Genomic DNA, 12,546 nt, shown 5'->3' with positions numbered 1-12,546 from the left:
AGAAAGGGGGCGTCGCCCGCGTTCATTCCTCTTTCGCAGGGCGGCGAAGCCGCAGGATGAGCACGGCGGCGAGCGCTGCGGCGAGCCCGTACCAGGTGACAGCATATTGCAGATGGCTGTTCGGCAGGTCGATGATGGTGACGCCGCCAACCGGCAATCCGCCTGGATTTGGAGTCTTGTCTGCGTCGATGAAGATCGGCACCAGCGCAGCACCCGCCGGCAGACCGGCGCTCGCAGCCATCACGTCGCGATCCTTCCAGTAGAAGATGTTCTTCGCCACGTCGTTGTCGGGAAGCATCATCGACGGCTTCGACGGCAGGGGGTTGCGAGCGAGCCCGGTGACAGTCACTCTGCCAGTCACCTGTCCCCTGGCGCGCTTGGCGGCGTCCTTCAGATCGTAAGGCACGAAGCCGCGATTGATCAGGACGAAGCGGCCGTCGTCGAGTGCCAGCGGCGTGTAGACGTTGAAGCCGGCGTCACCTTCCCAGGTCGCGTAGAAATGGCGTTCGCCTTGATGCAGGAACGTGCCGGTGACGGTGACAGGCGTATAATCGACATCCCCGGTGGCGGCGAACTCTTTCTCGACCTCAACCAACGGCAAGGGCGCCGAATGAGTGCGATGGTCGATGGTCTGCAGAAGGCCTTCCTTCCAATACAGGCGCTGCACCTGCCAGGTGCCGAGCGCCAGCAGGATCAGGAACAGCACAAGGCCAAGGCCGAGCAGCAATGCCGATCTCGGCCGCGAACGACCGTCCGTCTTAGCGGAAGCCTCGCTCATTCGCCGCGATCCAGCCGGCCCTCGGCCGCTTTGTTGCGGTATTGCAGCGTCAGCAGAACGCCCTTGATCAGCCGCAGCGCCGTCAGGCACAGCACCACAGCGAGCGGGATCCAGACCAGCAGATGCAGCCAGAGCGGCGGGCCGAGTGTGACTTCTACCCAGAGCGCCAGGCCGACAATGAGGAAGCCGATGATCAGGATCACGAACACCGCCGGCCCGTCGCCGGCGTCAGCGTAGGAATAATCGAGGCCGCAATTGACGCAGCGCTTGCCGACGGTGAGGAAGCCGGAAAACAGCCGCCCCTCGCCGCAGCGCGGGCAGCGGCCGTGCAGGCCAGCTGAAATCGGGTCGATCGGAGGCCAGATCGCCCTATCTTCACTCGTGGAAGCGTCATCGCTCATTGCTTACCGCTCGATTTCGATCGGTGTGCCATCGGCCACCAGCGTCCAGATTTCGTCCATGTCGGAGTCCGTAACCGCAATGCAGCCATCGGTCCAGTCGACCAATTGAAGCAGCCAGCCCCACCAGCCATAACCATTCGGTTGGCCATGGATCATGATCATGCCGCCCACGTCGACATTGCGCGCCCTGGCGGCGGCCTCATCGTCGGCATTGGGGTACGAAATATGGATCGACCTGTGCGCGATGCTGTTGGGGTTGCGCCAGTCGAGGACATAGTTCCCCTCGGGCGTGCGTTGATCGCCCTCCTGGTGCTTATGCCCGACAGGATCGCCGCCGAGCGCGATGCCGTAGTTTCGCAGGACCTTGCCGTCGCCGATCAGCTCCAGCCGGCGTTCGGCCTTGTGGACACGCACCAGGTCCACCTTCTCGCCGGCAAAGGCCGGGAGTGCCGCGATCATCAATGCGCAAATGGCCCGGAAAATTGTCAGCCGCATTGGCTATCGATCGGCGATCATTGCGCCGAAAAGAAGAAGGCGGCCACGTCGCCGCGGCCGCCTCCAGAAATGAAAATCCCCTAGGGCGGATCAGTGGCCCTCGATCACCGCGCCAACCGATCCCCAGACGTAGATCGAGGCGAACAGGAACAGCCAGACCACGTCGACGAAGTGCCAGTACCAGGCGGCCGCCTCGAAGCCGAAATGCTGCTTGGGGGTGAAATCACCCTTCATCGCCCGGATCAGGCAGACCAACAGGAAGATGGTGCCGATGATGACGTGGAAACCGTGGAAGCCGGTCGCCATGAAGAAAGTGGCGCCATAGATGGAATCCTTGAAGGCGAACGGAGCGTGCATGTACTCGTAGGCCTGCACCATGGTGAACAGCATGCCGAGGCCAACGGTCAGCACCAGGCCGTTGATCAGCCCCTTGCGATCGCCATGGATCAGCGAATGGTGCGCCCAGGTGACCGTGGTGCCCGACAGCAGCAGGATGACGGTGTTGTAGAGCGGCAAATGGAAGGGATCTAGAACCTCCATGCCCTTCGGCGGCCAGACACCGCCGGTAAACGCGGTGCGAGCATATTGCTGGACTTCGCTCGGAAACAGGCTGGCATCGAAATAGGCCCAGAACCAGGCAACGAAGAACATCACCTCCGAGGCGATGAACATGATCATGCCGTAGCGCAGATGCAGCGACACGACACGCGTGTGATGGCCCTCATGCGCTTCCTTGATCGTGTCCGACCACCAAGCGAACATGGTGTAGAGGATGATCACGAGACCGATGAAGAACAGCCATGGATTGGCGATGTTGAAGCCGAAGATCGGGAACGAGCCGCCCTTCAGGTACTCCATCAGGCAGACGCCGCCAAAGGCGGTGACAAGTGCGCCTACCGATCCCAGAAAAGGCCACGGGCTCGGGTCGACGAGATGATAGTCATGCTGTGGTTTTGCGTGCGCGTCTGCCATATCAACCCCCGAGATTTGCTTCGGTATTCGAAATTGTCTTGCTATTGCCATCGGCCGGCTCCGAGGAGGCGACCGGCTTGGTCTTCTCGACCGGGAACATCGTGTAGGACAGCGTGATCGTCTTCACGTCCTTGAGCTCCGGCACGTTGACGATGTCGGGGTCCACGTAGAACAGGACCGGCATGTCCAGCGTCTCGCCGGGCTTCAGCGTCGTGTCGGTGAAGCAGAAGCACTCGACCTTGTTGAAATAGGGTCCCGCCAGTTCAGGCTGCACGTTGAAGGTGGCGCGGCCGGTCACGGGACGATCAAACTTGTTGGTCGCCTGATAGTGCGCCTGCACGGTCTCGCCGATCTTCATCGTCATCGAGCGCTGGACCGGCTGAAATTCCCACGGCACACCAGCGATGTTGGCATCGAAGCGGACGGTTATCTCGCGGTCGAGCACGCGGCCGGCATACTGCTTCTCGGCACGTTGCGTCGTGCCGCCATAGCCGGTCGCCTGGCAAAACATCTTGTAGAGCGGCACCGCGGCATAGGCCATGCCGATCATGCCGGTGAAAAAGGCGAGGCAGACAGCCGCGACGATGACGTTGCTGTTCTTGCCCGCCGTTTTTTTGGACGTCTCGACGCTCATCACATCGTGCCAAGATTGTGGCCGAACTTCACGATCGTCGCGATGTAGAAAATGACCACCAGCAGCGCCAGCGCCACGCCGATGGCGATGGAACGGCTGCGCTGCGCCTTTTTCTGACGCTCGGTCAACGTGACGGTCTCGAGCTTTTCCTCGATCATGGTCATGCTCCACCCATGGCAAGCGCGCGTTCGACAACGCTGTCGGCCAGATAGGCAGCGAAGATGGCAAAGAGATAAAGCAGCGAATAGGCGAACAGGGCCTTGGCCGGTTTCATGACGCGGTCATCGTCGGCCATGCCAAGCACTTTCCAAGCGTACCAGACAAAACCGACTCCCAGCAGCAGGGCGGCCACGCCATAGAACGGCGTGGTGTAGCCAAGCAGCCACGGCAGCACGCCGACCGGGGCAAGCACCAGCGCATAGGCGAAGATCTGGCGGCGCGTCGAAGCGTGTCCGGCGACATTCGGCATCATCGGGATGCCGGCCTTGGCGTAGTCCTCGGACTTGAACAGCGCCAGCGCCCAGAAATGCGGCGGCGTCCACAGGAAGATGATCAGGAACAGGACAATGCTCTCGAGGCTGACCGTCCCGGTCGCCGCGGCCCAGCCGATCACAGGCGGAATGGCACCGGCGGCCCCGCCGATGACGATGTTCTGCGGCGTCCAGCGCTTCAGCCACATCGTGTAAACGACGGCGTAGAAAAAGATGGTGAAGGCCAGCAGCGTCGCCGCCAGCCAGTTGACCAGCACGCCGAGCGTCATCACCGACAGCACCGACAGCACCAGCCCGAAGGTCAGCGCTTCGTGCGGCTGGATGCGGCCGGCCGGGACCGGGCGGCTGGCGGTCCTGGTCATCACGGCGTCGATGTCGGCATCGTACCACATGTTGAGCGCGCCGGAGGCGCCAGCACCTATCGCAATAGCCAGGATGGCGATCACCGCCAGCAGAGGGTTGATGGTCACCGGTGCGGCGACTAGGCCGACAAAGGCGGTGAACACCACCAGCGACATGACGCGCGGCTTCAGCAGCGCGAAGAAATCGCCCGCCGTCGCTTCCGACATGCGAAAGCCCGCTTCGTCAATCAATGGGTCGTCGACAAGGGCCATGCGTACTTAAGTCCATCATCCGTTGGCCAAAACCGCCGGCGGACCGGCGGTTTCGTATTTGAGCGGGCAGCCGCCTTACTTGATCTTCGGCAGCTGTTCCCACTGGTGGAAGGGCGGCGGCGAAGGCAGCTGCCATTCGAGCGTCGTTGCGCCCTCGCCCCACGGGTTGGCGCCGGCGATCCGCTTCTTCTGGAAGGCCTCGAACACGCCATAGAGGAAGATCAGGACGCCGACGGCCGAGATATAAGAGCCGATGGACGACACATAGTTCCAGCCGGCAAACGCATCGGGGTAGTCGATGGTGCGGCGCGGCATGCCGGCGAGACCGAGGAAGTGCTGCGGGAAGAAGATCAGGTTCACGCCGACGAAGGTGACCCAGAAGTGGGTGTTGGCGATGACGGGCGAATACATGTAGCCGGTCATCTTCGGGAACCAGTAGTACCAGCCGGCGAAGATGGCGAAAACCGCGCCCAGCGACAGCACGTAGTGGAAGTGGGCGATGACGAAATAGGTGTCATGCAGCGAGCGGTCGAGGCCGGCATTGGCCAGTTGGACGCCGGTGACGCCGCCGATGGTGAACAGGAAGATGAAGCCCAGCGCCCACAGCATCGGTGTCTTGAACGAGATCGACCCGCCCCACATCGTCGCGATCCAGGAGAAGATCTTCACGCCTGTCGGCACCGCGATGACCATCGTGGCGAAGACGAAATAGCGCTGCGTGTCGAGCGACAGGCCGGTCGTGTACATGTGATGGGCCCAGACGATGAAGCCGACGGCTCCGATCGCCACCATGGCATAGGCCATGCCGAGATAGCCGAATACCGGCTTCCGCGAGAAGGTCGAGATGACGTGGCTGATGATGCCGAAGCCCGGCAGGATCAGGATGTACACTTCAGGGTGACCGAAGAACCAGAACAGGTGCTGGAACAGGATCGGGTCGCCGCCGCCATCTGGCGCAAAGAAGGTGGTGCCGAAATTGCGGTCGGTGAGCAGCATGGTGATGCCGCCGGCCAGAACCGGCAGCGACAGCAGGAGCAGGAAGGCGGTGACCAGCACCGACCAGGCAAACAGCGGCATCTTGTGCAGCGTCATGCCAGGCGCGCGCATGTTGAAGATGGTGGTGATGAAGTTGATGGCGCCGAGGATCGACGACGCACCGGCAATGTGGATCGACAGGATCGCCAGATCCATGGCCGGCCCAGGCTGACCCGAGGTCGACAGCGGCGGATAGAGCGTCCAGCCGCCACCGACGCCGAAGGCACCGGGCGCGCTCGGCACGAACATCGAGGTGAGCAGCAGGATGAAGGCCGGCGGCAGCAGCCAGAAGGAGATGTTGTTCATGCGCGGGAATGCCATGTCGGGCGCGCCGATCATGATCGGAACCATCCAGTTGGCGAAACCGCCGATCAGCGCCGGCATGACCATGAAGAAGATCATGATCAGGGCGTGCGCGGTGGCGAAGGCATTGTACATGCTCTTGCCGCCGTCGATCGCGGCGTCACCGTTCATGCCATAGACCATCTGCGCCAGGCCGCTGAAGATCTGGATGCCAGGCTCCTGCAGTTCCATCCGGATGGCGACCGACAAGGCGCCGCCGATGATGCCGGCCATGATCGCGAAGATCAGGTAGAGCGTGCCGATGTCCTTGTGATTGGTCGAATAAACCCAGCGGACCCAGCCGTGATAAGGCTTGTGGTCGTGCCCGTCGTGAGCTGCAGCGTCTGCCATGTTCCGCTCCGTTCCCTAAATCTTGCTAACCCGCGGCATCAGTTGCCGGCGGCCGCTACCTTGTTCTGGCCGTCGACCTCGGCCATCAGCGTCTTGTTGGCGCCGGGCAGATCGGTCTTGGCTGCCGCCAGCCAGGTCTTGAACTGCGCATCGGATACGACACGGATGGCGATCGGCATGAAGGCATGATCCTTGCCGCAGAGCTGCGAGCACTGACCGTAAAAGATGCCTTCCTTCTCCGCCTTGAACCAGGTCTCGTTGGTGCGGCCCGGAATGGCGTCGATCTTGATGCCGAACGACGGCATGGCAAAGGAGTGGATCACGTCGGTCGCGGTGACGAGCACGCGGGTCATCGTGTTGACCGGCACCACCAGTTCGTTGTCGACCGCGAGCAGGCGCGGATAAACCTTGCGGTCCTCCTTGCCGGCGCCGGCCCGATCACCGTCCTGGAGGATCGCGGAGTTGAAGGAGAGCGTGTTCTCGGTCTGGTACTCGTAGTCCCAGTTCCACTGGTTGCCGGTCGCCTTGACGGTCAGCTTTGCTTCCTCCGGCGGCGTGTATTGCGCGGTCAGCAGCTGGAACGAGGGAATTGCCAGGCAAAGCAGGATGACGACCGGACCGACAGTCCAGATCACCTCGATCAGCGTGTTGTGGCTGGTCTTGGACGGAATCGGGTTCGCGCTCGCACGGAATCTGACGATGCAATAGGCGAGAAGAAGCAGCACCAGGATGGTGATAGGGACGATGAACCACATTGTGTAGTTCCCGAACCACTCGATCTGCCGCATCATGTCGGTCGCCGGCGCCTGGAAGGTTGTCTCCCAGTTCTTGGGCTGGTCGGCATGGGCGGATGCGCCGGCGAAAAACGTGATAGCGGCACAAGCACTTAGAAACTTGGCACTTGCTGGAACCTTGGCGTTTGCCAGGAAATTTCTCATCGCCCTCATCGTCTCCCAGTTCCTCGCTACGGTACCCACGAGAATAACGAACAATGCCGGGACGGGAATCCCGACAGTTTCAAGCTGGTTCAAACCATACTCTTTTTCCCTCCGCAAGAAAGGAGCGGACGAAACCGTGCGGCATTTTTGCGCGCAAGCCCGGATGTGCCTTTGGGGGCAGCCGCGGCAGCACCGAATCGCCAACATCGAGCCCACAGCAGAATTCCCGCGGGCCGCACGTGCCGAACGTCGCAATTCGGGCGAAATTGGCAGGGAAAAGCGCCGTATTGGCTTTTTCGGGGCAGACCTGGTGCGGTCTCGTCCTTTACTTGGCTTTGGCGCGGCTTAAAGTGCCGTGATTCGCAATGGAGCCGTCATGAATTACTGGCTTTCGAGAAACTCTCGGTTTTCGAGAAACTGGGCGAAGGTCATCTTTTTCGCCGCCCTGTCTGGCATCGGCTTGTCCGCGATCGTGTCCGGCACGGCGAACGCCGCGCAGCCAAGCGGTACCGTGCGCTCGACGCATGGCGCATGGTCGATCATCTGCGACACGCCGGCCGGCGCCACCTCGGAACAATGCGTGATGATGCAGAACGTCGTGGCCGAAGACCGTCCGGAGATGGGACTCTCGGTCGTCGTGCTGCGCACCGCCGACAACAAGGCGGAGATCCTGCGCGTGCTGGCGCCGCTCGGCGTGCTTTTGCCCAACGGGCTTGGCCTCAATGTCGACGGCAAGGATATCGGCCGCGCCTATTTCGTGCGCTGCTTCCAGGACGGCTGCTATGCCGAGGTCATCCTCGAAAAGCCACTTCTCGACACGCTGAAGACCGGCACGTCGGCCACCTTCATCGTCTTCCAGACCCCGGAAGAAGGCATCGGTATCCCGGTTGACCTCAAGGGTTTTGCCGACGGCTTCGCCGCGCTCCCCTGACAGCCCGGCGACGTCATCGGCTTCATCAACCAGAAGTGACATCGACGGGCTGCTGGCAAACCGCTTTTGTCTTCACAATGCGGCAGAACGATTGTCTCGGCGCACCTTCGCGCCTACATCGTGGCAAGGACCCATTCCTCCTGTGAACGGACGCGCCATGAACAGCCTGATCGGCCAATTCAACATTTCAGACGATCGCATCAAGCAGATCGTCGCTGAGACCATCAACGGCGCCGATGACGGCGAGCTGTTCCTCGAATACAGCGAGAGCGAAGCGCTGATGTTCGACAATGGCCGGCTGAAGACCGCCAACTTCAACACCGACCAAGGGTTTGGCCTGCGTGCGGTTGCCGGCGAAGCCAGCGGCTATGCCCATTCCAGCGACCTGTCCGAGGCGTCGCTGCTGCGCGCGGCCGATGCCGTTTCAACCGTCAAGGGCGGTTATTCCGGCACGCTTGCCGCCGCACCCGCCCGCACCAACCGCCATCTCTATGGCGAAGAGAACCCGATCCCCTCGCCTTCCTTCGAGGCCAAGGCAAAGCTCTTGCAGGAAATCGACGCCTGGCTGCGCGCCGAGGATCCGCGCGTGCGGCAGGTTTCGGCCTCGCTCGCCGCGTCCTGGCAGCATGTCGAGATCGTGCGCGCCGACGGCCAGGTGGTGCGCGACATCCGCCCGCTGGTCCGCATCAACGTCTCCGTCGTTGTCGGCAATGGCGACCGCCAGGAGAGCGGCTCCTATGGCATGGGCGGCCGCAAGGCGTTTGGCGAATTCCTGGTCGAGGACAGCTGGAAGCACGCCGCCAAGGAGGCGCTTCGGCAAGCCCTGGTCAATCTCGAGGCCATACCGGCGCCGGCCGGCACTTTCGACATCGTCTTGTCCAGCGGCTGGCCGGGCGTCATGCTGCACGAAGCTGTCGGCCATGGGCTGGAAGGCGATTTCAACCGCAAGAAGACCTCGGCCTTCGCCGGCCTGCTCGGCCAGCAAGTCGCCGCCAAGGGCGTGACCGTCGTCGACGACGGCACGATGCCCGAGCGGCGCGGCTCGCTGACAGTCGACGACGAAGGCACGCCTTCGGCCCGCAATGTGCTGATCGAGGACGGCAAGCTGGTCGGCTACATGCAGGATCGCCAGAACGCTCGGCTGATGGGCATGAAGGCGACCGGCAACGGCAGGCGCGAAGGCTACGCCCACCAGCCGATGCCGCGCATGACCAACACCTACATGACATCAGGCGACATGGAGCCGGACGAAATCATCGCCTCGGTCAAGAACGGCATCTATGCCGTCTCCTTCGGCGGCGGCCAGGTCGACATCACCTCCGGCAAATTCGTCTTCGGCTGCACCGAGGCCTACATGATCGAGAACGGCAAGGTGACGCAGCCGATCAAGGGCGCCATGCTGATCGGCAACGGGCCGGACGCCATGCACCGCGTTTCTATGATCGGCAACGACATGAAGCTCGACACCGGCATCGGCATGTGCGGCAAGGCCGGACAGGGCGTGCCCGTCGGCGTCGGCCAGCCGCATTTGAGGATGAACCAGATGACGGTGGGCGGCACACGGGTTTGAGTGGCCGACGTGCTCCGCGACCCTGATGGGGTCCGGCCCCAATACGGCATTTTTCAGCTTAAATCCCCGCTGATACCTTGAAGTGAACACAATCGGCATTAGGAAATTGTTAAGTGTTTAACTGCCTGGGCTGCCGTTTCCGCACGAACGCAGTGCCAGCCCCTCTGGTTGCGGTGGTGTTGGCAATGCGGCATTCCCCCGGCGTCCTGACCTCCTCGTTCCTGCTTGGCTTCGTTTCGTTGATTGGCGCGACATCGCTGCAAGCCAGTCCTGCGGCGGCACAATCGACATTGTTCAAGTCGCGATCGACGCAATCTGCCGCAGTTGGTGGAAGCACCAGCGTCCCCTACGGTTGGGTCGATTTTTGCCATCGCCGGCCAAAGGAGTGCAAGGTGCCCGCTCTGCCGGCCGCGAATATCAAGCTGACCGCGCAGAACCTGCGCATCCTCAAGCGGATAAATCAGAAGGCGAACAGCGCCATCAAACCCGTCAGCAATTTCGATCACTGGGGTACGATGGCGGATCACTGGGACTATCCGGTGGATGGCAAGGGCGACTGCAAGATCTACGCGCTGTACAAGCGCAAGCTTCTTCTGGAAGCGGGTTTCCCCCGGCAGGCGTTGCTGATGACCGTGGTGCGCGACCTGGACAATGAAGGCCACACCATTCTGACGGTGAAAACCGACAAGGGCGATCTTGTCCTGGACAATCTGGTCAACGAGATCAGGCCCTGGAACGCGACGGGCTATTACTTCGTGAAACGCCAGTCGCAGCAGAACCCAAACACCTGGGTGTCGATCAACCAACGCGGCGGCACGTCGAAACGACTGTCGCCAAGCTCGTAGGAGCCGAAGCCTCCCGGCTACCGTCTCTTCTTCGGCTTCTCCAGCAGCGCCACCGCTTCGACATGCGGCGACCACAGGAATTGGTCGATCGGCGTCACGCTTTTCAAGACGTAGCCGCCATCGAGCAGAATGCGCAAATCCCGCGCGAGCGTCACCGGATTGCATGACACCGCGGCGACGTAGGGAACATCCGAGCGGGCGATCTGCTTCGACTGGTCCTCGGCGCCGGCGCGTGGCGGGTCGAACACCACGCCGTCGAAGGCATTCAATTCCTTGAACGTCAGCGGCCGGCGGAACAGGTCGCGGCGTTCGCCCGTCACCCGCTTCAGGCCACTGGCGAAGCGCGATCCCCGGTCGAGCGCCGAAAGGGCTGGTGCATCGCCCTCCACCGCATGGACTTCAGACTTCGCGGCCAGGCGCAGAGCAAAACTGCCGCAACCGGCGAAAAGATCCGCCACCTTCTTGGCACGCTTCAGATGCCCGCCGACGATATCGGCCATCGCCTGTTCGGTGGCCTCGGTTGCCTGCAGGAACGCGCCCGGGGGCAAGGCGACAGCGACGCTGCCGAACATCACCACCGGCTTTTTCGGCTCGATGATGATTTCGTCATCGATGGACAGCCTGGCAAAGCCCTGCGCCATGACGAAATTGGCCGCGATACGGCGCTGGTGCTCCCCGAGCTTGCCGGATTCGTGAACCGCGACATCAAGCCCCGAACCGGTCACGGTGACCGTCATGCGGAACGATTTGGTGGTGGCGCAGACCAATTCGGCGAGCGCCTTCAAGCGATCGAGCGCGGCAACGATCTCCGGCAGCGAGATCGGACATTCCTCGATCGAGATGATCTCCGGCGACAGATGGCGATGGAAGCCGAGCAGCATGCCTGTATCGGTGCGCCGGGCGGCAAGCACGACACGGCGGCGCGTCTGCGGCGCGCAGGCGACCAGTTCGCCGATCTCGCAATCGATGCCTTTGCCCTTCAGGGTGTGCGCCACCTTTTCGCGTTTCCACTGGCGATAAGCTTCGGCTTCGAAATGCTGGAGCGCGCAACCGCCGCATTCGGTGAAATGGCGGCAGGCGGGATCGATGCGCAGCGGAGAGGCTTCCAGCACCGCCATCAACATGGCGCGATCCCGTTCGCGCGCGGCGGTGACCGTTTCGCCGGGCAGTGTGAAGGGAATGAACAGATCGCCTGTCTCGGTCTCGGCGATGCCGTCGCCCTGGGCGCCAAGTTTCCTGATGCTGAAGCGCGCGCTCATCGGTCCTTGATCCCACCGAGCAGGAATTCGCGATTGCCGTCGCCGCCCTCGATCGGCGACAAATGCAGCCCCAGCGAGCGCCAGCCGGGAACGGAGTCCAGCCAATCCTGCAGCAGGCCGGCGACACGGGAGGCGTCGTAGGGGTCTTTCAACAGACCACCCTTGCCGATCGCATCACGGCCCGCCTCGAATTGCGGCTTGACCAGAAAGATGGCCTTGGCGCCAGCCTTCGCCAGGCCAAGCGCCGGCGGCAGCGCCAGTTTCAGCGAGATGAAGCTGACGTCCGACACGATGAAATCCGGAATACGACCGGCAAGATCGGCGACGGTGAGATCGCGAGCATTCAGGCCCTCGATCACCGTCACACGCGGATCTCCCCGAACATCAGGGTGCACCTGACCATGCCCGACATCGATCGCGGTGACATGGGCAGCTCCACGCTCCAGCAGAACCTGGGTAAAGCCGCCGGTCGAGGCGCCGATGTCGAGCGCCTCGCAGCCGGCAGGATCGAGGCCAAAATGGTCGAGCCCACCGATCAGCTTGAGTGCCGCGCGCGACACATAGCCTTGCGCCGGATCATCGATGGTAACGTGGCATTGCGGCAAAACGCTCTGGCCGGGCTTGCGCGCAATGACGCCGTCGGCGGTCACCGTGCCACGCTCGACTGCGTCGCGGGCACGCGAACGGCTGGCAAACAGCCCGCGCTGGACGAGCAGGTCGTCGAGCCGCAGGCGTGCGCTGGCTGGCAGAGGCGAATTCATCGGCCTTCATGGCGAAAGCCGACGACGATGGCAAGAGCGCCAGCCGGAAGCATTTCGGCCTCCGTTCCCATCATCACGCCCAGCATCTTGAGCTGCGACGATGGTGAGGCGTTCCGTCCCGCCGACCAT

Annotated in this window: 15 protein-coding genes; 4 read left to right on the top strand and 11 right to left on the bottom strand. The window is 62.4% G+C overall.

All coding sequences use genetic code 11. The annotated features are described in order from the left end of the window. Positions 1 to 22: 22 nt before the first annotated feature. The 9 genes from LB558_RS05445 to coxB form a co-directional block, all read right to left on the bottom strand. Positions 23 to 778, bottom strand: coding sequence for an SURF1 family protein (locus LB558_RS05445; protein ID WP_224696566.1), 756 nt, complete (start codon positions 776 to 778; stop codon positions 23 to 25). Beyond that, a complete protein-coding gene (locus LB558_RS05440; RefSeq protein ID WP_224696565.1) occupies positions 775 to 1,179 on the bottom strand; it encodes a DUF983 domain-containing protein in 405 nt (134 codons plus the stop codon). The genes LB558_RS05445 and LB558_RS05440 overlap by 4 nt, the downstream gene beginning before the upstream one ends. Positions 1,180 to 1,182: 3 nt before the next feature. Then, a complete protein-coding gene (locus LB558_RS05435) occupies positions 1,183 to 1,674 on the bottom strand; it encodes a L,D-transpeptidase family protein (RefSeq protein ID WP_224696564.1) in 492 nt (163 codons plus the stop codon). Between the two features lie 90 nt (positions 1,675 to 1,764). Further along, a complete protein-coding gene (locus tag LB558_RS05430; protein WP_127257091.1) occupies positions 1,765 to 2,646 on the bottom strand; it encodes a cytochrome c oxidase subunit 3 in 882 nt (293 codons plus the stop codon). Between the two features lies 1 nt (position 2,647). Beyond that, positions 2,648 to 3,280, bottom strand: coding sequence for a cytochrome c oxidase assembly protein (locus LB558_RS05425; RefSeq protein ID WP_224696563.1), 633 nt, complete (start codon positions 3,278 to 3,280; stop codon positions 2,648 to 2,650). Further along, positions 3,280 to 3,438, bottom strand: a complete 159-nt coding sequence (locus tag LB558_RS05420; protein ID WP_013532777.1) for a hypothetical protein — start codon at positions 3,436 to 3,438, stop codon at positions 3,280 to 3,282. The genes LB558_RS05425 and LB558_RS05420 overlap by 1 nt, the downstream gene beginning before the upstream one ends. A gap of 2 nt (positions 3,439 to 3,440) precedes the next feature. Beyond that, positions 3,441 to 4,385 (bottom strand): heme o synthase, encoded by a 945-nt coding sequence (locus LB558_RS05415; protein WP_224696562.1) that lies wholly within the window; start codon positions 4,383 to 4,385, stop codon positions 3,441 to 3,443. A 75-nt stretch (positions 4,386 to 4,460) separates the two neighbouring features. Continuing rightward, positions 4,461 to 6,113, bottom strand: a complete 1,653-nt coding sequence (ctaD, locus tag LB558_RS05410) for a cytochrome c oxidase subunit I (protein ID WP_127257087.1) — start codon at positions 6,111 to 6,113, stop codon at positions 4,461 to 4,463. A gap of 38 nt (positions 6,114 to 6,151) precedes the next feature. Next, the gene (gene coxB / locus LB558_RS05405) at positions 6,152 to 6,985 is read right to left on the bottom strand and encodes a cytochrome c oxidase subunit II (RefSeq protein ID WP_224696751.1); all 834 of its coding nucleotides are present in this window, start codon (positions 6,983 to 6,985) and stop codon (positions 6,152 to 6,154) included. On the opposite strand from coxB, the gene LB558_RS05400 reads away from it, so the two are divergent. The 4 genes from LB558_RS05400 (at position 6,903) to LB558_RS05385 (ending at position 10,397) form a co-directional block, all read left to right on the top strand. Beyond that, on the top strand, positions 6,903 to 7,400 hold the full coding sequence (locus LB558_RS05400) for a hypothetical protein (RefSeq protein ID WP_224696763.1): 498 nt from the start codon (positions 6,903 to 6,905) through the stop codon (positions 7,398 to 7,400). The two genes, coxB and LB558_RS05400, sit on opposite strands and share 83 nt — an antisense overlap. A gap of 27 nt (positions 7,401 to 7,427) precedes the next feature. Then, positions 7,428 to 7,982, top strand: coding sequence for an invasion associated locus B family protein (locus LB558_RS05395; RefSeq protein WP_013532781.1), 555 nt, complete (start codon positions 7,428 to 7,430; stop codon positions 7,980 to 7,982). Between the two features lie 157 nt (positions 7,983 to 8,139). Further along, the gene (gene tldD / locus LB558_RS05390; protein WP_224696561.1) at positions 8,140 to 9,552 is read left to right on the top strand and encodes a metalloprotease TldD; all 1,413 of its coding nucleotides are present in this window, start codon (positions 8,140 to 8,142) and stop codon (positions 9,550 to 9,552) included. A 185-nt stretch (positions 9,553 to 9,737) separates the two neighbouring features. Beyond that, positions 9,738 to 10,397 (top strand): transglutaminase-like cysteine peptidase, encoded by a 660-nt coding sequence (locus tag LB558_RS05385; protein ID WP_224696560.1) that lies wholly within the window; start codon positions 9,738 to 9,740, stop codon positions 10,395 to 10,397. A 17-nt stretch (positions 10,398 to 10,414) separates the two neighbouring features. Here LB558_RS05385 and LB558_RS05380 read toward each other — a convergent pair whose 3' ends face one another. Together LB558_RS05380 and LB558_RS05375 are read right to left on the bottom strand one after the other, a co-directional pair. Continuing rightward, complete coding sequence (locus LB558_RS05380) at positions 10,415 to 11,656, bottom strand: class I SAM-dependent RNA methyltransferase (RefSeq protein ID WP_224696559.1); 1,242 nt, start codon at positions 11,654 to 11,656, stop codon at positions 10,415 to 10,417. After that, positions 11,653 to 12,417, bottom strand: coding sequence for a TlyA family RNA methyltransferase (locus tag LB558_RS05375; RefSeq protein WP_224696558.1), 765 nt, complete (start codon positions 12,415 to 12,417; stop codon positions 11,653 to 11,655). The genes LB558_RS05380 and LB558_RS05375 overlap by 4 nt, the downstream gene beginning before the upstream one ends. Positions 12,418 to 12,546 lie beyond the last annotated feature (129 nt).

Origin of the sequence: Mesorhizobium sp. CO1-1-8 (assembly GCF_020164875.1) — a bacterium.
Lineage (GTDB): Bacteria > Pseudomonadota > Alphaproteobacteria > Rhizobiales > Rhizobiaceae > Mesorhizobium.
This window is presented reverse-complemented; position numbering and strand designations above follow the sequence as displayed.

Excerpts from the sequence above, each read along its gene's own strand:
- LB558_RS05430 (WP_127257091.1), bottom strand. The coding sequence starts at position 2,646 with ATGGCAGACGCGCACGCAAAACCACAGCATGACTATCATCTCGTCGAC.
- LB558_RS05420 (WP_013532777.1), bottom strand. The coding sequence starts at position 3,438 with ATGATCGAGGAAAAGCTCGAGACCGTCACGTTGACCGAGCGTCAGAAA.
- ctaD (WP_127257087.1), bottom strand. The coding sequence starts at position 6,113 with ATGGCAGACGCTGCAGCTCACGACGGGCACGACCACAAGCCTTATCAC.
- tldD (WP_224696561.1), top strand. The coding sequence starts at position 8,140 with ATGAACAGCCTGATCGGCCAATTCAACATTTCAGACGATCGCATCAAG.
- LB558_RS05440 (WP_224696565.1), bottom strand. The coding sequence starts at position 1,179 with ATGAGCGATGACGCTTCCACGAGTGAAGATAGGGCGATCTGGCCTCCG.
- LB558_RS05415 (WP_224696562.1), bottom strand. The coding sequence starts at position 4,385 with ATGGCCCTTGTCGACGACCCATTGATTGACGAAGCGGGCTTTCGCATG.
- LB558_RS05435 (WP_224696564.1), bottom strand. The coding sequence starts at position 1,674 with ATGCGGCTGACAATTTTCCGGGCCATTTGCGCATTGATGATCGCGGCA.
- LB558_RS05445 (WP_224696566.1), bottom strand. The coding sequence starts at position 778 with ATGAGCGAGGCTTCCGCTAAGACGGACGGTCGTTCGCGGCCGAGATCG.
- LB558_RS05400 (WP_224696763.1), top strand. The coding sequence starts at position 6,903 with ATGTCGGTCGCCGGCGCCTGGAAGGTTGTCTCCCAGTTCTTGGGCTGG.
- LB558_RS05375 (WP_224696558.1), bottom strand. The coding sequence starts at position 12,417 with ATGAATTCGCCTCTGCCAGCCAGCGCACGCCTGCGGCTCGACGACCTG.
- LB558_RS05385 (WP_224696560.1), top strand. The coding sequence starts at position 9,738 with ATGCGGCATTCCCCCGGCGTCCTGACCTCCTCGTTCCTGCTTGGCTTC.
- LB558_RS05425 (WP_224696563.1), bottom strand. The coding sequence starts at position 3,280 with ATGAGCGTCGAGACGTCCAAAAAAACGGCGGGCAAGAACAGCAACGTC.
- LB558_RS05395 (WP_013532781.1), top strand. The coding sequence starts at position 7,428 with ATGAATTACTGGCTTTCGAGAAACTCTCGGTTTTCGAGAAACTGGGCG.
- LB558_RS05380 (WP_224696559.1), bottom strand. The coding sequence starts at position 11,656 with ATGAGCGCGCGCTTCAGCATCAGGAAACTTGGCGCCCAGGGCGACGGC.